This is a genomic window from Luteimonas rhizosphaericola, from assembly GCF_029888045.1.
Lineage (GTDB): Bacteria > Pseudomonadota > Gammaproteobacteria > Xanthomonadales > Xanthomonadaceae > Luteimonas > Luteimonas rhizosphaericola.
In genome coordinates, this window is sequence record NZ_JARXRN010000028.1 from 793,507 (window position 1) to 810,939 (window position 17,433).

General features: G+C 71.9%; 14 protein-coding genes. 7 read left to right on the top strand and 7 right to left on the bottom strand.

Annotated elements, in window-relative coordinates; translation table 11 throughout:
• Positions 1-32 precede the first annotated feature (32 nt).
• Positions 33-1,484: a metalloprotease TldD gene (tldD, locus tag QFW80_RS16210; RefSeq protein WP_280603001.1), complete on the top strand. Its 1,452-nt coding sequence runs from the start codon at positions 33-35 to the stop codon at positions 1,482-1,484.
• Between the two features lie 86 nt (positions 1,485-1,570).
• Here tldD and yjgA read toward each other — a convergent pair whose 3' ends face one another.
• On the bottom strand, positions 1,571-2,149 hold the full coding sequence (yjgA, locus tag QFW80_RS16215; protein WP_280603002.1) for a ribosome biogenesis factor YjgA: 579 nt from the start codon (positions 2,147-2,149) through the stop codon (positions 1,571-1,573).
• Between the two features lie 17 nt (positions 2,150-2,166).
• On the opposite strand from yjgA, the gene pmbA reads away from it, so the two are divergent.
• The 3 genes from pmbA to QFW80_RS16230 all read left to right on the top strand — a co-directional run bounded on the left by pmbA (position 2,167) and on the right by QFW80_RS16230 (position 4,583).
• Positions 2,167-3,540, top strand: coding sequence for a metalloprotease PmbA (gene pmbA / locus QFW80_RS16220; protein ID WP_280603003.1), 1,374 nt, complete (start codon positions 2,167-2,169; stop codon positions 3,538-3,540).
• 77 nt (positions 3,541-3,617) lie between these two features.
• Positions 3,618-3,977, top strand: a complete 360-nt coding sequence (locus tag QFW80_RS16225) for a DUF4870 domain-containing protein (protein WP_280603004.1) — start codon at positions 3,618-3,620, stop codon at positions 3,975-3,977.
• Between the two features lie 165 nt (positions 3,978-4,142).
• Positions 4,143-4,583 (top strand): DUF4870 domain-containing protein, encoded by a 441-nt coding sequence (locus tag QFW80_RS16230; protein WP_280603005.1) that lies wholly within the window; start codon positions 4,143-4,145, stop codon positions 4,581-4,583.
• A 207-nt stretch (positions 4,584-4,790) separates the two neighbouring features.
• On the opposite strand, the gene ispA is transcribed toward QFW80_RS16230, so the two are convergent.
• The 6 genes from ispA to dnaE form a co-directional block, all read right to left on the bottom strand.
• Positions 4,791-5,654, bottom strand: a complete 864-nt coding sequence (gene ispA / locus QFW80_RS16235; RefSeq protein WP_280603006.1) for a (2E,6E)-farnesyl diphosphate synthase — start codon at positions 5,652-5,654, stop codon at positions 4,791-4,793.
• A gap of 28 nt (positions 5,655-5,682) precedes the next feature.
• The gene (locus QFW80_RS16240; RefSeq protein ID WP_280580489.1) at positions 5,683-5,946 is read right to left on the bottom strand and encodes an exodeoxyribonuclease VII small subunit; all 264 of its coding nucleotides are present in this window, start codon (positions 5,944-5,946) and stop codon (positions 5,683-5,685) included.
• A 35-nt stretch (positions 5,947-5,981) separates the two neighbouring features.
• Positions 5,982-7,334: a tRNA lysidine(34) synthetase TilS gene (gene tilS, locus QFW80_RS16245; RefSeq protein ID WP_280603007.1), complete on the bottom strand. Its 1,353-nt coding sequence runs from the start codon at positions 7,332-7,334 to the stop codon at positions 5,982-5,984.
• A 23-nt stretch (positions 7,335-7,357) separates the two neighbouring features.
• Complete coding sequence (locus tag QFW80_RS16250; RefSeq protein ID WP_280603008.1) at positions 7,358-8,209, bottom strand: class I SAM-dependent methyltransferase; 852 nt, start codon at positions 8,207-8,209, stop codon at positions 7,358-7,360.
• Positions 8,210-8,282: 73 nt separating this feature from the next.
• On the bottom strand, positions 8,283-9,242 hold the full coding sequence (locus tag QFW80_RS16255; protein WP_280603009.1) for an acetyl-CoA carboxylase carboxyltransferase subunit alpha: 960 nt from the start codon (positions 9,240-9,242) through the stop codon (positions 8,283-8,285).
• A gap of 142 nt (positions 9,243-9,384) precedes the next feature.
• Positions 9,385-12,930 (bottom strand): DNA polymerase III subunit alpha, encoded by a 3,546-nt coding sequence (dnaE, locus tag QFW80_RS16260; protein ID WP_280603010.1) that lies wholly within the window; start codon positions 12,928-12,930, stop codon positions 9,385-9,387.
• Between the two features lie 219 nt (positions 12,931-13,149).
• Between dnaE and QFW80_RS16265 the strand changes: the two genes are divergently transcribed.
• Genes QFW80_RS16265 through QFW80_RS16275 form a run of 3 tightly spaced genes read left to right on the top strand, consistent with a single transcriptional unit; the run spans position 13,150 to position 17,422 of the window.
• Positions 13,150-14,538, top strand: a complete 1,389-nt coding sequence (locus QFW80_RS16265; RefSeq protein ID WP_280603011.1) for an MFS transporter — start codon at positions 13,150-13,152, stop codon at positions 14,536-14,538.
• Positions 14,535-16,922, top strand: a complete 2,388-nt coding sequence (locus tag QFW80_RS16270) for a GH36-type glycosyl hydrolase domain-containing protein (protein ID WP_280603012.1) — start codon at positions 14,535-14,537, stop codon at positions 16,920-16,922. The genes QFW80_RS16265 and QFW80_RS16270 overlap by 4 nt, the downstream gene beginning before the upstream one ends.
• Positions 16,919-17,422 carry a gluconokinase gene (locus tag QFW80_RS16275; RefSeq protein ID WP_280603013.1) on the top strand — a complete coding sequence of 168 codons (504 nt, stop codon included), beginning with the start codon at positions 16,919-16,921 and terminating at the stop codon, positions 17,420-17,422. Before QFW80_RS16270 ends, QFW80_RS16275 begins: the two co-directional genes overlap by 4 nt.
• The last annotated feature ends 11 nt before the right edge of the window (positions 17,423-17,433 follow it).

Below are 17,433 nucleotides of genomic sequence, written 5' to 3' on the forward strand. Positions count from 1 at the left end.
GCGCTCCGCGCCACAGGCCCCAGACTGACCGCATGGAATCCGCCCAGTCACCGCTCGCCCTCGCCCAATCCCGCCTGCTATTGCCGGCCGGGCTCGACGCCCACCAGCTCGACCGCATGTTCGGCACCCTGCTCGGGCCCGGGATCGACTTCGGCGACCTGTATTTCCAGCACTCCCGGCGCGAAAGCTGGAGCGTGGAGGACGGGATCGTCAAGGACGGCGCGCATTCAATCGAGCAGGGCGTGGGCGTGCGTGCGATCAGCGGCGAGAAGACCGGGTTCGCCTATTCCGACGACATCAACGGCGAGGCACTGCTGGAAGCGGCGCGCTCGGCGCGTGCGATCGCGCGCGAGGGCGACGCGCGTTTGCCGCGCGCGCTGGCGGTGGGCGGCGGGCGCCAGCTGTATCCGGCGCTGGATCCGGTGGATGCGCTCGACAGCGCGGCCAAGGTCGAGGCGCTGCGGCGCGTGGACCGCGCGGTGCGCGCCGCCGATCCGCGGGTGAAGCAGGTGATGGTCAGCCTGATGGGCGGCGTCGACACCGTGCTGGTGGCGCGCAGCGACGGCGTGCTCGGCGCCGACGTGCGCCCGCTGGTGCGGCTCAACGTGCAGGTCATCGTGGAGCAGGGCGGGCGGCGCGAGAGCGGCTACGCCGGCTACGGCGGGCGCTTTTCCTACGACGAACTGCTGGCCGAGGGCCGCCCGGAGCACCACGCACGCGAGGCGCTGCGCCAGGCGCTGGTGAACCTTGACGCGGTGGACGCGCCCGCCGGCACGATGCCGGTCGTGCTCGGCAGCGGCTGGCCCGGCGTGCTGCTGCACGAGGCGGTCGGCCACGGACTGGAAGGCGACTTCAACCGCAAGGGCACGTCCACCTATGCCGGCCGCATGGGCCAGCGCGTGGCCGCGCCGGGCGTCACCATCGTCGACGACGGCACGCTCGACGGGCGCCGCGGTTCGCTCAACATCGACGACGAGGGCACCCCGACCCAGTGCACCACGCTGATCGAGGACGGCGTGCTCACCGGCTACATGCAGGACACGCTCAACGCGCGGCTGATGGGCGTGGCGCCGACCGGCAACGGCCGCCGCGAATCGTTCGCGCACCTGGTGATGCCGCGCATGACCAATACCTACATGCTGGCCGGCACCCGCGAACGCGAGGAGATGATCCGTTCGGTGAAGAAGGGCCTGTACGCGGTCAATTTCGGCGGCGGCCAGGTGGACATCACCAGCGGCAAGTACGTGTTCTCGGCCACCGAGGCCTACCTGATCGAGGACGGACGCATCACCGCGCCGGTCAAGGGCGCGACCCTGATCGGCAACGGGCCGGAGACCATGCAGCGGGTGACCATGGTCGGCAACGACCTGGCGCTGGACGAGGGCGTGGGCACCTGTGGCAAGGATGGCCAGAGCGTGCCGGTCGGCGTCGGGCAGCCGTCGCTGCTGGTCTCGCAGATCACGGTGGGTGGGACGAAGGCTTGAGCGCCGCAGTGCGAGGCCGCGTGCACGGGCCCGCGCCGGCGAGGGCTGCGATCGCGCGGTCCGGCATGCGCCGGAGGCGCAGAGCGTCAGGTGTCCTGGTCGTCGCGACGCGCAGTGCCGGTATCGGCGTCGGCGCTCGTATCCATTCCCGCCGCAAGCAGATCGCGCACTTCGCGGAACAGTTCGCGGAAGGCCTTCGGCGGCCTGTTGCGGCTGCGCTCATCCGCCGCGTTGCGCGCCAGCTGGCGAAGCTTCTGCCGGTCCGCCTGCGGATGTTCGGCCAGCAGTTCGGCCAGCGCGGCGTCGCCTTCCTCCAGCAGCCGCTCGCGCCAGCGCTCCGCGCGGTGCAGCAGCGCGGTTTCCTGTCGCGCGGCCTCGCCGCCCGCGTCGAGCGCATCGCGGATCGCATCCAGTACCGCGTCGTCCTCGCGCCGCATCTGCTTGGCCAGGAACGCCAGCTGGCGCTTGTGCGCGATGTGCGAGGTGATGCGGCGGGTCTCGGCGATGTGCGGCAGGAGCGATTCGGGCACCGGCAGCTTCGCCAGCCGGCCCGGCTCGAGTTCCGACAGCCGGGACGCGAGCGCGAGCACGTCCAGCGCCTCGCGCCGTTGCTGGCTGCGGCTGGGCGCCAGGAAGTCGCCGGTGTCCTCGTCCTTTCCTCTCATCGCATCAGGATAAGCCATTGAACAGCGTTGCCGTTCCCGCCGCCGACGACAGCCAGGCGCGCCTCGACCATCTGCAGGGCCTCGCCGCGCGCCTGCTCGAGGCCTGCCGCGCCCAGGGCGCCGACCAGGCCGAGGTGTCTTGCACCGAGGAACGCGGCCTGAGCGTGAACGTGCGCATGGGCGAGGTGGAGACGGTGGAATCCACCCGCGACCGCGGCATCGGCGTGACCGTGTACTTCGGCAAGCGCAAGGGCAGCGCCAGCACCGCGGACCTGCGCGAACCCAGTCTGGACGCCACGGTTGCCCAGGCCTGCGCGATCGCGCGCCACACCGAGGACGATCCCGCCGCCGGGCTCGCCGATGCCGAGCTGATGGCCCGCCCCGGTCCCGAAGGCTGGCCGGACTTCGACGACTGGCACCCGTGGATGCTCGAGGCCGACCACGCGGTCGACCTCGCGCTCGCCTGCGAGGCCGCCGGCCGCGAGGCCGATCCCCGCATCGCCAACTCCGATGGCGCCTCGACCAGCACCAGCGCCTCGCTGGGCGTCTATGCCAATTCGCACGGCTTCATCGGCGCCGAGCGCGGCACCCACCACAGCATCGGCTGCGCCCTGATCGCCGGACAGGGCGCCGACATGCAGCGCGACGGCTGGTACAGCTACGCCCTCGCCCCGGAGGACCTGGAGGCACCTGCATCGATCGGCCGCCGCGCCGCGCAGCGCGCCCTTGCGCGGATGGAGCCGCGCGCAATGCCGACCGGCACCTATCCGGTGCTGTTCAGCGCAGAGGTGGCGCGCTCGCTGGTCGGCCACCTGCTGGGCGCGGTGTCGGGCGGCGCGCTGTACCGGCGCGCGAGCTTCCTGGTCGACAGCCTCGGCCAGCGGCTGTTCCCGGACTGGTTCGCGATCCACGAAGATCCCTTTCTGCGCCGGGGCCTGCGCTCGGGCGCCTGGGACAGCGAAGGCGTGGCGACGCGCGCGTCCGCGCTGGTCGAGGGCGGCGTCCTGCAGCGCTACGTGCTTGGCAGCTACTCCGCGCGGCGGCTGGGCCTGCAGTCCACGGGCAACGCCGGCGGCGTGCACAACCTCGCCGTCGCGGCGAACGCCGGTGGCTTCGAAGCGATGGTCGCGGGCATGGGCGACGGCCTGGTGGTCACCGAACTGATGGGGCAGGGCGTGAACCCGGTGACGGGCGATTATTCGCGCGGCGCGGCCGGATTCCGGGTGGAGGGCGGTGCGATCACGCATCCGGTCGACGGCATCACCATCGCCGGCAACCTGCGGGACATGTTCCAGGCGATCGAGGCCGTGGGCGGCGACGTCGATCCGCGCTCGCACATCCGCACCGGTTCGGTCCTGGTGGGCAGGATGACCGTAGCCGGTTCAGATTGACGTTATGCTAGGACAGCCGCGCGACGGAGGGGCGTCGCGCGAGCCGTGCTTCCATCAACTTCCGGGGACAAGAGCGCATGAACGATTTCAATCCCGTCCAGGGCAGCGCCGCGAGCCAGGACGACCGTACCGTCGCGATGCTGACGCATCTGTCGGGCATCATCCTGGGTTTCATCGTGCCGCTGGTGGTGTGGCTGATCAACAAGGACAAGGCCGACAAGGGATTCCTGATCAGCCAGTCGAAGGAAGCGCTGAACTTCCAGATCACGCTGCTGTTCGGCTACATCATCGGCATGGTGCTGTCGATCATCCTGATCGGCGCGCTGCTGAACTTCCTGATCTGGATCGTGTGCATCATCTTCAGCATCATCGCCGGACTCGCCGCCAACAAGGGCGAGGACTACCGCTATCCGTTCGCGATCCGCCTGATCAACTGATCGGAGCGAGGCGCCCGGACGTCGCCTGCGGCGCGTCCGGGCGACGCCTGCCGCAGGCGTGGCGCGTCGCCGGACACGCGCATAGGGCATCAGTTGGGTTGAGTTCCCGGCGGGCGGTCGCATCCTCGTTCCTGCGCCGGACGGTTTCCGGCGGGGAGCACCGCCATGCATGCGATGTCGCATCGTGAACACGCCACTTCGACCGACCGCCAGTGGGCGGCCGGCACGCACGTCGCCGCGCTGGTCCTGGCGCTGCTGACCAGCTGGACCGCCGGATTCGCCGGCATGCTCGCCGCTGGCGTGGTCTACCTGCTCAAGCGCGACGAGGCGCCGTTCATCGCCGCGCACGCGCGCGAGGCGTTCAACTTCAACCTCAGCATGTTCCTGTACGCCTGCGCCGTGTGCGTGGCGGGCCTGCTGCTGCTGGGCGCCACCGTGCTCACGCTGGGCATCGGCCTGATCGTGACCCTGCCGGCCGGCCTGGTGCTGCCGGTGGCGGTCGCCGCGATCGCGGTGATGTGGCTGGTGTGCAGCATCGTCGCCGCCACGAAGGCGTGGAATGGCGAGGAGTACCGCTATCCGCTGACGCTGCGCCTGCTGGGCTGACGCGCGCGAGGGGCGGGCGCGGACGGACCGGGTGCCGTTCGCGCCAGCGGTCGCCGTGGTTCGGAATCCGCTCGCTCGTCCGGTCGTCAAGACGGGCGGGCCGACGCGCTTCGAATCGCTTATCGACCGGCGCCGAGCGGGTCACGCTGCGCGCGGGCGCAGCCCATGCGACGGCAGCCATGCCGACGGCTGCGCATGCCTGCTACGTCAGTGATCGCGCTCGATCACGCGGCGGCCCAGCGCCGCCAGCGCACGCGTGTCGCCACTGCAGCCGGCGAGTGCGTCCTGCATCCGCTGGGCCAGCTCGCGCAGGCGCGCGCGCGAAGCCTCGACCCCGATAAGGGCGGGGAAGGTGGCCTTGTCCTGCGCCGCGTCCTTGCCGGCGGTCTTGCCCAGCGTGGCGCTGTCGCCTTCGATGTCGAGCAGGTCGTCGCGGATCTGGAACGCGAGGCCCAGCGCATCGGCGTAGCGGTCGAGCGCCGAGCGCGTCGCGGCATCGGCCGCGGCCGCCAGCGCGCCGAGTCGCACCGCGGCGCGCAGCAGCGCGCCGGTCTTCATCGCGTGCAGGCGTTCGAGCGCGTCGAGCGTGATCGGCGCGCCGCCGGTGGCCGCGAGGTCGAAGGCCTGGCCGCCGCACATGCCGGCCGCGCCGGAGGCGGATGCGAGTTCCGCCAGCATGGCGACGCGGCGCGCATCGGCCAGCGGCGCATGCGCCAGCAGCGAAAACGCCAGTGCCTGCAGCGCATCGCCGGCGACGATCGCGGTCGCTTCGCCGTGCGCCACATGGACCGTGGGCTGGCCGCGGCGCAGGGCGTCGTCGTCCAGCGCGGGCAGGTCGTCGTGCACCAGCGAGTAGGCGTGCACCAGTTCGACCGCGGCAGCGGCGGCGTCGAGATCGTCCTCGCGCGCGCCGCAGGCCGTGCCCGTCGCGTAGACCAGCTGCGGCCGCATGCGCTTGCCGCCGAGCAGCACCGCGTGGCGCATGGCCGCGAGCAGGGCCGGTTCGGTGCCGTCCAGGCCGTCGAGCGCGGAAGCCAGCGCCGCGTCGACGCGCGCGCGCCAGGCGTCCATGCGCGGATCGGCGCCGGGCTGTGCCGGTTCAGGCCTCGCCATCGGCGAGGCCGGGGAAGGGCTCGGCGCGCTCGGGGGCGTCGGGATCGGTGAGCAGGCGCACGCGCAGTTCGGCCTGCTCCAGCGCCTGCTGGCAGCGGCGGTACAGGCCCACGCCGCGCTCGTAGGCGGCGAGGGATTCTTCCAGGCTCATCTCGCCGTGCTCCATCTTCTCCACCAGTTGCTCGAGCTGGTCGAGCGAGGCTTCGAAGTCGGCCACCGGCGAGGGTTCGTTGGCGGGTTTGCGGACCATGCGTGCAGTGTAAGGCAGCGCATGGCGGGTGCGCGTTACGCGCCCGCGATGCCGCTCCAGTGCAGCCGCCGGCCGGCGTCGCGCAGCCAGCGGTCGAAGCGCGCCGACAGCGCGAGATCGCCGGCTGCGAGCAGGACCCCGTCGGCGTCGGACAACAGCGGCAGCCGGGCGCGGATCCACGGCGGCACGCCCAGGTCCTGCAGCACGTGCTTGAGCGCATGCGAGTGGCGGCGGCCCGGCAGGGTGATGCGCTCGCCGCCCTGTCGCGCACCGACCACGATCCCGCCCGGGCACAGCCTGCGCAGTCCGGAGAGGCCGTTGGCCCGCGCCGCGAGCGGATCCGGGCCGCGTCCCGCTGGCTGCAGCGACAGCGTACCGCTGCCTGGCCACGACAGCGGGGCCTGTCCATCCCAGCGCAGCCGCAGGTCGCGCTGGACCGGCGGCAGCGCGCGGCCGGCCCACAGCAGGCCGCGCCAGTACCGGATCTCCGCCGTCCGCCAGGCGAATACGGAGGCTTCGCCGGCGTCGTCGCCGTCCAGCCACGCATCGATCAGGGCCACGCCGCGCGCGGGCAGCGGCGGCAGGCCCGCGCGTTCCGTCCACAGGCGCAGCACGCGCGCACGCCGCGCCGCGGGCAGGGCCGTCAGCCGCGCCCCGTGGAGGCATCGCTCGTCGATGGTGCCCACATCCGCGAGCGCGCGTGCGTCCTCCGCTCCGAGCAGGTTCGCGGCATCGTGCTGCAGGCGCGCGGCGCGCGCGAACGCGCCATCGACCTCCGGCCAGCGGGCGCGCAGGCGCGGCACGACGTGCAGGCGCAGGTAGTTGCGGTCGGCCGTGTCGCTCGCGTTCGAGGGATCGTCGATCCAGTCCAGGCCCCGGGCGCGGGCGTAGTCGCGCACTGCCTGGCGCGGCGTGTCCAGCAGCGGCCGCCACAGCCAGCCGCGACCGAACGCGCGCCAGGGCCGCATCGCGGCCAGACCCTCGACGCCCGACGCGCGCAGCGCACGCAGCAGGAAGGTCTCGGCCTGGTCGTCGCGATGGTGCGCCAGCACCAGCACTTCGCCGTCCTCCAGCGCTTCGGCGAATGCCGAATGGCGGGCCAGCCGGGCCGCGCCCTCGGGGCCCTCGCGGGCGTCGGCCGGCACCTCGACCCGCGTGGTCACCAGCGCCACGCCCCAGTCCGCGCAGGTGCGCGCGCAGTACGCGGCCCAGGCGTCGGCATCGGGGTGCAGCCCGTGGTGGACGTGGATCGCGCGCAGGCCCCGGCGGCGGAGGTCCGGGTCGTGCGCGAGACGATGCAGCAGCACGGTCGAATCGAGGCCACCGCTGTAGCCCACCAGCAGCGGACCATCGTGCGCGGACGCAGGCAGCGGGAAGAAGCCGGTCACGGCGGTCGCCTCGCGCCGGCGCGTCAGCCGGCCACCGGATGGGCCCGCGCCGCGTCCGCGAACGCGGTGGCGTGGGCCGCGCCGGGCTTGCGCGCGATCAGCGTGATCGAGTCGTGCGGGCTGTCGTCGCGGATCGGCAGCCCGGCCAGGTCGAAGGCTTCGGCATCCGGGTCGAATCCGGCATCCGCGAGCTGTCGCTGCTGCTGTTCGAGGGTGACGTAGTACAGCATGGTGCCGTAGTGGTGGCACTGGTCGTTGATGATCGCGTAATCGGGCGCGTGCACCTCGAACGGCCGGAAGTGGCGCCGGTTGCGCCAGCGCAGCGCCAGCTCGCCGCAGAAGCGCAGGCTGCGCACGGCCGCGCGCAGCGGATGCCAGGACCACTCGAACGAAGGCAGCCGGAAGCCGCGCGCGAATTCGGGCGAGTTGCGGTTGTGGGTGGAGAACACGAACAGGCCGCCCGGTTCCAGTACCCGCCGGACTTCGCGCAGGATCCGCAGCCGGTCGGCATGCGAGACCATGCCGATGCCGTTGCAGGCAAACACCGCCAGGCCCACCGAGCCGTCCGCGATCCCGTCCAGCGCCCGCGCATCGGCGAACTCGAACCGCGCCTCCGGAAACCGGCGCCGGCAGGCCTCGACCATGTCCGCGCTGTAGTCGATCCCGAGGTAGTCCTCACTGATCGCGCGCAGCGCCTCGACCGTGCGCCCGCCACCGACGCCGATGTCCAGGATCCGCCGGCCGCGCGCCAGGGGCGCGACCCGGGCGAACGTCGCCTCTTCGGCCGGACTGAGGCCCCACGGGCGCGCGTAATGCGCGACCACGGCCGGATCGCGCATGGTGCGCAGGTTGATGCGGTCGATCGCCTCGGACATCGTCCCCTTCCCCCTGTCGTCGTCCCTCCGCGGTGCGGCGACGGCCCCCGCCGTCGCGCCCGCGCCCCTCCCCTCAGGCCGCTTCGTACGCGCCGTAGCCGCGCAGGCGGCGGTAGCGCCGCTGCAGCAGTTGGTCCATCGGCATGGCCGCCAGCGCATCGAGCTCGTTGAGCAGCACCGTCTTGAGCCGGATCGCCGTCTGCCGCGGATTGCGGTGCGCGCCGCCGATCGGCTCGCGCACCACCTTGTCCACCAGCTGAAGCTCGCGCAGGCGCCGCGCGGTGAGGCCCAGCTGCTCGGCGGCATCGCGTGCCTTGCCCGCGTCCTTCCAAAGGATCGAGGCGCAGCCTTCGGGCGAGATCACCGAATAGGTGCTGTATTCGAGCATCAGGGTGCGGTCGCCCACGCCGATCGCCAGCGCGCCGCCCGACCCGCCTTCGCCGATCACCGTGCACAGGATCGGCGTCTTCAGTTCGGCCATCTCCATCAGGTTGCGGGCGATGGCCTCGGACTGGCCGCGCTCTTCCGCGCCGATGCCCGGGTAGGCGCCCGGGGTGTCGATGAAGGTCAGCAGCGGCAGGCCGAAGCGCTCGGCCAGCTTCATCAGCCGCAGCGCCTTGCGATAGCCCTCGGGCCGCGGCATGCCGAAGTTGCGGCGCACCTTGGCCTTGGTGTCGCGGCCCTTCTGGTGGCCGATGATCACCACCGGCCGCCCGGCGATGCGGCCCAGGCCGCCCACGATCGCCGGATCGTCGGCATAGGCGCGGTCGCCGGCCAGTTCCTCGAATTCGTCGCACATCACCTTGATGTAGTCCAGCGTGTACGGACGCATCGGGTGGCGCGCCAGCTGCGAAACCTGCCACGCGCTCAGGTCGCGGAAGATGTGCGCGGTGCGCTTGCGCAGCTTGTCCTGCAGCGCGTGGATCTCGGCGTCGATGTTCACCGCCGGCCCGCTGCTGGCCTGGCGCAGTTCGTGGATCTTGGCCTCGAGGTCCGCGATCGGCTGCTCGAAGTCGAGGTAGTTCGGATTCATGCCCGGGACTGCTGCATCAAAGCGCGCAGTCTAGCCGACGGGGCGGTAGGGGACCGTACCCGGGCGTCCGGAGCGCGGGTCGGTGCGCCTGCCTCGCGTTCCCTCGGGCGGCGGAGGCGGCGGGACCGCGCGCCCGCAGGCCTCAGTTCACCCAGGGCCGCGACAGCGACAGCTTCACCGCCTTCACGCCCGGCAGGGTGCGCAGGGTCGAGGGCAGGTCCGGGGCCACGCGCACCCCCTGGCTGCCGTTGACGTCGAGCTTGCCGGCCGCGCCGCCCGGCAGCAGCAGGTCGTAGCGCAGCGGCGTGCTGCCGGGCCGGTGCTGCGAGAACAGCGATTCCACCCTTTCCAGCGCACCGGCGACGCGCAGGTCCAGCTGCAGCGCCAGCCCCTGCGCATGCTGCTGGCACACCTGCTCGAAGTCCCAGCAGCGCCGCGCGCGCAGCGAGAAGCCGCCGCTGAACTCGTCCTCGCGCAGGCCGCCCTCGATCACCAGGATGCGGTCGCGGGTGAGCAGGGCGGCGTTGGCGAAGTACTCCTCGGCGAAGAACGCGCACTCCAGCCGGCCGCGCCCGTCCTCGATCAGCACGAAGGCCTGCGAATCGCCGCGCTTGCGCATCGCCAGCACCTGGCCGGCCACCACCACGGTGGTTTCCGGCCGCCAGCTGCGCCCGCCGGTGTCCGGGCGCGCGGCCCACAGCGCGTCGAGCTGGCCGAGGTCGTGCCCGACCAGCGCGCGCAGCTCCTCGCGGTAGGGATCCAGCGGATGGCCGCTGAGGTAGTGGCCGAGCGTGTCGCGTTCGCCGTCCAGCTTCTGCTTGAGCGGCCACTCGGCGCAGGTGGGCAGCTCGATGTGGATGTCGGCCGCGCCGCCGCTGCCGAACATGTCGAACATGCCCGCGGCGCGGTTGCGCGCGATCTGGTCGGTGGCCTTGAGCACCTCGGGCAGCTGCAGCATCAGGCTGGCGCGGCTGGGCGCCAGCGCATCCAGCGCGCCGGCGTGGATCAGCGCCTCGAGCGTGCGCCGGTTGAGCCTGCCGGCGTCCACCCGCCTGCAGAACTCGTAGAGGTCGCCGTAGCCGTCGCCGCGCGCCTCGATGATCGCCTCGCATGCGCCGCGGCCCACGCCCTTCACCGCGCCCAGGCCGTAGCGGATGGTGCCGCGGCTGCCGCCGGCGCCGCCACGGCCGTCGATCGCCTCGAACATGTAGGCCGACGCGTTGACGTCCGGCGGCAGCACGGTCAGGCCCATGTCCTTGGCCTCGTTGAGGAAGCCGACCACCTTGTCGGTGTTGTCCATGTCCGAGGACAGCACCGCGGCCATGAACTCGGCCGGGTAGTGCATCTTCAGCCACGCGGTCTGGTAGGCCACCAGCGCGTAGGCGGCCGAGTGCGACTTGTTGAAGCCGTACTCGGCGAACTTCTCCATCAGGTCGAAGATCGAGGTCGCGACCCTCGGGTCGACGCCGCTGGCCGCGGCGCCGGCCTCGAACTTTGCCCGCTCCTTGGCCATCTCCTCGGCCTTCTTCTTGCCCATCGCTCGGCGCAGCAGGTCGGCGCCGCCGAGCGAATAGCCGGCCAGGACCTGGGCGATCTGCATCACCTGTTCCTGGTAGACGATCACGCCGTAGGTCGGCTTGAGCACCGGCTCGAGCAGCGGGTGCGGATAGGTGACCTCGGCGTTGCCGTGCTTGCGGTCCACCCAGTCGCGGTCCATCCCCGAGCCCAGCGGGCCGGGGCGGAACAGCGCGGCCAGCGCGATGATGTCCTCGAAGGTGTCGGGTTTGGCGCGCTTGAGCAGCTCGCGCATGCCGCGCGATTCGAACTGGAACACCGCCACGGTGTCGCCGCGCGCGAACAGCTCGTAGGTGGCGCGGTCGTCGAGCGGCAGCGCGGTGATGTCGAGGGCGGCCTCGCCCTCCGCCGCGCGCCGCGCGTTGATCGCCTTCACCGCCCAGTCGATGATCGTCAGCGTGCGCAGGCCGAGGAAGTCGAACTTCACCAGGCCCACTGCCTCGACGTCGCTCATGTCGAACTGGGTGACCGGGTTGCGGCCGCGACCGCCCTCGTCGTGTTCGGCGTACAGCGGGCAGAAGTCCGACAGCGGCGAGGGCGCGATCACCACGCCGCCGGCGTGCTTGCCGGCGTTGCGGGTGAGGTCCTCGAGCTGCAGCGCCAGGTCGACCAGGTCGCGCACCTCGTCCTCGGTCTCGTAGCGCTCCTTGAACTCCGAGACCACGTACGCGCTGTCCTTCTGCGCGCGCTTGCTGCGGCCGATCGCGTCCTCCAGCGACAGCGGATCGGCCGGCTGCAGCGGGATCAGCTTCGACAGCCCGTCGACGAAGCCGTAGGGATGGCCGAGCACGCGGCCGGCGTCGCGCAGCACCGCCTTGGCGGCCATGGTGCCGTAGGTGATGATCTGGCTGACGCGGTCGCGGCCGTAGCGCGCGGCGACGTAGTCGATCACCTCGTCGCGCCGGTTCATGCAGAAGTCGATGTCGAAGTCCGGCATCGACACGCGTTCGGGGTTGAGGAAGCGCTCGAACAGCAGGTCGTAGGGCAGCGGGTCGAGGTCGGTGATCCCCAGCGCCCAGGCCACCAGCGAGCCGGCGCCCGACCCGCGACCGGGACCGACCGGGATGCCGTGCTGCTTGGCCCAGTTGATGAAGTCGGCCACGATCAGGAAGTAGCCGGGGAACCCCATCGAGATGATGACGTCGAGCTCGCGCTCCAACCGCGCGTCGTAGCTCTCGCGCGTGTGCCCCGGCGCCAGCGGATGCCGCTCCAGCCGCGCGGCGAGGCCGTCGCGCGCCTGGCGGCGGATCCAGCTGTCGAGAGTCTCGTCGGACGGCACCGGAAACGCGGGCAGGTAGTACTTGCCCAGGCGCAGCTCGAGGTTGCAGCGCTGCGCCAGCGCCAGCGTGTTGTCGATCGCGTCGGGCACGTCGGCGAACAGCGCGGCCATCTCCTCGCTGGACTTGAGGTACTGGCCGGGGGCGTAGTCCTTCGGGCGCTTGGGGTCGTCCAGCACGCGCCCGGAGGCGATGCACACGCGCGCCTCGTGCGCCTCGAAGCCCTCGGCGTCGAGGAAGCGCGCGTCGTTGCTGGCCAGCACCGGGATCCCGCGGGTGGTGGACGCATGCAGTGCGAAGGCGTTGAAGTTTTCCTCGCCTTCGAGGCCGAGCCGGGTGAGCTCGAGGAAGCAGCGGTCGCCGTAGGCGCGCTGCAGGTCGCCCAGGGCGGCGGCGGCGAGGTCGTCGCGGCCGCCGGCCAGCAGCTGGCCGGGGCGGCTGTGGCGCCCCGCCAGCGCGAACAGGCCTTCGGCGGCCTCGGCGAGCCAGTCCGGCCGCACCACCACGCCGTCGTGGCGGTGGCCCTGCATCCAGGCCCGGGTGAGCAGGCGCGAGAGCGACAGGTAGCCGGCGTGGTCGCGGCACAGCAGGGTCAGCGGCGCGGGCGGCTCGTCGCCCTCGGCCACCAGCACGTCCGCGCCCGCGATCGGCTTCAGGCCGGCGCCTTCCGCGGCGCGGTAGAACTTCACCAGCGCGAACAGGTTGTTGCGGTCGGTGATCGCCACCGAGGGCTGGCCGAGCTCGACACAGCGCCTGACGAGCTCCGGGATGCGGATCGTCGAATCGGCCAGCGAGTACTCGCTGTGCAGGTGGAGGTGGACGAAACGGGAGGACATCGGGGCCACGGCAGGCAGGCCCCGTGCAGGGTAGGTGCCGGCGGGGGTACGGACAAGGCTTGACAGGCCCCCTCACGGCCACCCGCGCGTCGACGCAGGAGGCGCCCGCGGCGCGGGCGGACCGTTTGCCTTCGCGGCCGGTTGCCGGCACTCTTGATAGCGCTACCACGCCAGTGCGGCGCGGACGCCTGCACAGACGGGCGCGGCCCGGGGAGGACCATGCAGGACGAACGCGGCGACACACGGCCAGGCGGCACGCGCACAGACGCGCGCCTGCCGATGCGCGAGAAGCTCGGCTACGGCCTGGGCGACTTCGGCTTCAACCTGTACTGGGCCAACATCTCGGCCTTCCTGCTGATCTTCTACACCGACGTCATGGGCCTGGCCGCGGCGGCCGTGGGCACGATGATGCTGGTGACCAAGATCGTCGACGCGATCACCGATCCGCTGATCGGCGCGCTGGCCGACCGCACCCGCACCCGCTGGGGCCGGTTCCGGCCCTACCTGCTGTGGGGCGCGATCCCGATGGCCGTCACCGGCGTGCTGACCTGGACCGTGCCCGACCTCGACCCCGAGGGCCGCCTGCTCTGGGCCTATGCCAGCTTCACCCTGATGATGCTGGCCTACACGGTGCTGTCGATGCCGTATTCGGCGCTGTCGGGCGTGATCACCGCCGACAGCCAGCAGCGCACCACCCTGATCAGCTTCCGCTTCATCGCCGCGTTCGCCGGCACCACGCTGGTGAACTGGCTCACGCTGGACCTGGTGGGCTGGCTCGGTCGCGGCGACGAGGCGCTGGGCTGGCAGCTCACGCTCGGCCTGTACGGCGTGATCGCCGCGGCCACCTTCGCCACCGTGTTCCTGACCACGCGCGAGCGCATCGCGCCGCCGCCGCAGCAGCGCAGCGCGGTGCGCCAGGACATCGCCGACCTGCTGCGCAACAAGCCGTGGCTGGTGCTGTTCGTGCTGGCGCTGGTGATCATGGTGACGATCGTGATGCGCAGCGGTTCGCTGGTGTACTTCCTCAAGTACCACGTCGGCCGGCCGGAACTGACCGGCACCTTCCTGGGGCTGTATTCGGTGGCGCTGGCGGTCGGCGCGGCCTCGACCCCGCTGCTGACACGGTGGATGGACAAGCGCTCGCTGCTGATGTGGCTGATGGCGGGCGTGGGCGTGCTCAGCTGCGCGATGTATTTCGTGCCGGCCGATGCCACCTGGACGCTGCTCGCGGTCAACACCGCCATCGGCCTGCTGCTGGGGCCGAAGTCGCCGCTGGCGTTCTCGATGTATGCCGACTGCGCCGACTACACCGAATGGAAGACCGGCCGCCGCGCCACCGCGATGACCTTCGCCGCGGCCACGTTCTCGCAGAAGCTCGGGGGTGCCCTGGCATCGGCGGCGATCGCCTGGATGCTGGCGGCGATGGGCTACGTGGCCAACGAGGCGCAGTCGGATGCCTCGCGCCAGGGCATCGTGCTGCTGCTGACGGTGATCCCGGGCGTGGTGGCGCTGCTGGCGGCATGGCTGGTGAGCGCCTATCCGCTCGACGACGCCGCGCTGGCGCGGGTACAGGACGACCTCCAGGCCCGGCGGGACACCGCCGCATGAGCCAGGCCCTGTGCACGTTCGAGGACGGCGGCCGGCGCTGCGTGCTGCAAGACCCGGTCGCGATGCCGTATGCATCGACGTTCCTCTGGAACCGGCGCCTGCTGCTGCAGCTCAACGGCCGTGGCTACGCGACCGCGCAGTTCATGCAGCCCGAGCCCGCGAAGTACGCGCATGCCCCGGCGCTGGAGGCGAAGACCTTCATGCAGCCCGAACAGCCGGTGTATGCGCACCACCCGGGCCGCTTCTGCTACGTGAAGGACGAGGAGAGCGGGCAGCTGTTCTCCGCCCCGCATGCGCCGGTGAACCGGCGTCCGGACGCGTTCCGCTGGGAGATCGAACCCGGTGGCGCGCGCTGGACCGTGACCTGCGATGGCATCGAGGTCGCGATGTCCGTGCAGCTGCCCGCGGACGAACCGGCCGAGCTGTGGACGGTCGAGGTGCGCAACCGCTCCGGTCGCGAGCGGAAGCTCTCGCTGTATCCCTACTTCCCGGTGGGCTACATGTCGTGGATGAACCAGTCCGGCGTCTACCGGCCGGACCTCGGCGCCATCGTCTGCAGCAGCGTGACCCCGTACCAGAAGGTGGAGGACTGGTTCCGCCAGCGCGAATTCCTCGACCGCACCGTGCTGCTGCACGGGCGCGCGCCCGACGCCTGGGAGGCGAACCAGGCCGCGTTCGAAGGCGAGGGCGGGCTGCATGCGCCCGACGCCATCGCGCTGTCCGAACGGCTGGCCGGCAGGGACGCGCTGTACGAGACCCCGACGGCCGCGCTGCAGTACCGGCTGGCGCTGGACGACGGCGCGTCCGACACGCTGCGCTTCGTGTTCGCCCCGGCGCGCGACGACGCCCACGTCGCCGCGTTGCGCGAGCGGCATCTGTCTCAGGCCGGCTTCGCCGACGCCACCACCGCCTATGCGGCGTACCTGGACGAGGGCCGCGGCTGTCTCGAGATCGAGACGCCCGACCCCTGGTTCGACGCGTTCGCCAACTGCTGGCTTCCACGCCAGGTCTATTACCACGGCGATTCCAACCGCCTGACCACCGATCCGCAGACGCGCAACTACCTGCAGGACCACATGGGCATGGCCTTCGTCCGGCCGGCCACCGCGCGTGCGGCGTTCCTGCACGCGCTGTCGCAGCAGGAGCCCAGCGGCGCGATGCCCGACGGCATCCTGCTGGTCGAGGGCGCGCAGCTGAAGTACATCAACCAGGTGCCGCACACCGACCACTGCGTGTGGCTGCCGGTGTTCCTCGAGGCCTACCTCGACGAGACCGGCGACCTGGCCCTGCTCGAGGCGGAGGTGGAGGACCGCACCGGCGCACGCCTGCGCGTGGCCGAGCGCGTGGACCGTGCCATGCAGTGGCTGCTGGACCAGCGCGACGCGCGCGGGCTGAGCTGGATCGCCCAGGGCGACTGGTGCGACCCGATGAACATGGTCGGGTGGAAGGGGCGCGGGGTGTCGGGGTGGCTGTCGCTGGCCTCCGCGCATGCGCTGCGGCTGTGGGCCGGGATGTGCGACGCCGGCGGCCGCCAGGCGCAGGCGGCGCGCTTCCGCGACGGTGCCGAGGCGTTCAACGCCGCGGTCAACGCGCAGCTGTGGGACGGCGACTGGTACGGGCGCGGGATCACCGACGACGGCGTCACCTTCGGCGTGCGCGCCGATGCCGAAGGCCGCATCTACCTCAACCCGCAGGCCTGGGCGATGCTCGGCGGCGCGGCCGACGATGCGCGCCGTTCGCGGATGATCGCCGCGGTCGAGGATGAACTGGTCTCGCCCTGGGGCGTGGCCATGCTCGGCCCGCCGTACACCGGCATGCGCGAGGACGTCGGCCGCCTGACCCAGAAGTTCCCCGGCTCGGCCGAGAACGGCGCGATCTACAACCATGCCGCCGCGTTCTGGCTGCATGCGCTATATGCGGTGGGCGAGTCCGACCGCGCCTGGCGCACGCTGCGCGCGATGCTGTCCGGGCCCGATGTGGACGACTGCACCCGGCGCGGACAGCTTCCCGTGTTCGTCCCGAACTACTACCGCGGCGCCTGGCGGCTGCACCCGCGCACGGCGGGACGCTCCAGCCAGCTGTTCAATACCGGCACCGCGGCGTGGCTGTATCGGTGCGTGATCGAGTCGCTGTTCGGGCTGCGCGGCGAGGGCGCCGGGTTGCGGATCGCGCCGCAACTGCCGTCGCACTGGCCGCGCGCGCGCGCCGTGCGGCGGTTCCGGGGCGCCACCGTCGAGGTCGCGATCGAGCGCCGCGACAATGTCGCGACGATGCAGGTCGAGGTCGACGGGGAACCGGTCGAGGACGGCCGTATCGCGCAGGTGGCGCCCGGCCGGCATTACCGCGTGCAGGTGTGGTTGCCAGCCGTCGGGGAAGCGGCATGAGCCGCGTGAGCGTGGCGGTGGTGATGGGCGTGTCGGGCAGCGGCAAGACCACGCTGGCGCGCGCGCTGGCGCAGGCCTGGCCGGCGACCTTCCTCGATGCCGACGACTTCCACAGCGCGCAGGCGCGTGCGCACATGGCCAGCGGCCAGGCGCTCACGGACGCGATGCGCCAGCCGTGGGTGGAGCGCATCATCGAAGACCTGCGCCGTCGCGTGGACGGCGGCGAGCGCGTGGCACTGGCCTTCTCCGGCCTGCGGCGCCGCCACCGCGACATGCTGCGCGAAGCACGCCTGCCGCTGCGCTTCGTGTTCCTGCACGGCGAGCGGTCGGTGATCGCGGCGCGGATGCAGGCGCGCAGCGGCCATTACATGCCGGTGTCGCTGCTCGACAGCCAGTTCGCGGCGCTGGAGCCGCCACGCGGGGAATCGGACGTGTTCGCGCTCGACATCGACGTCGCGCCCGCGCGCCTGCTGGAACAGGCGCTCGGCCTGCTCGACTGACCGCGGCGGAG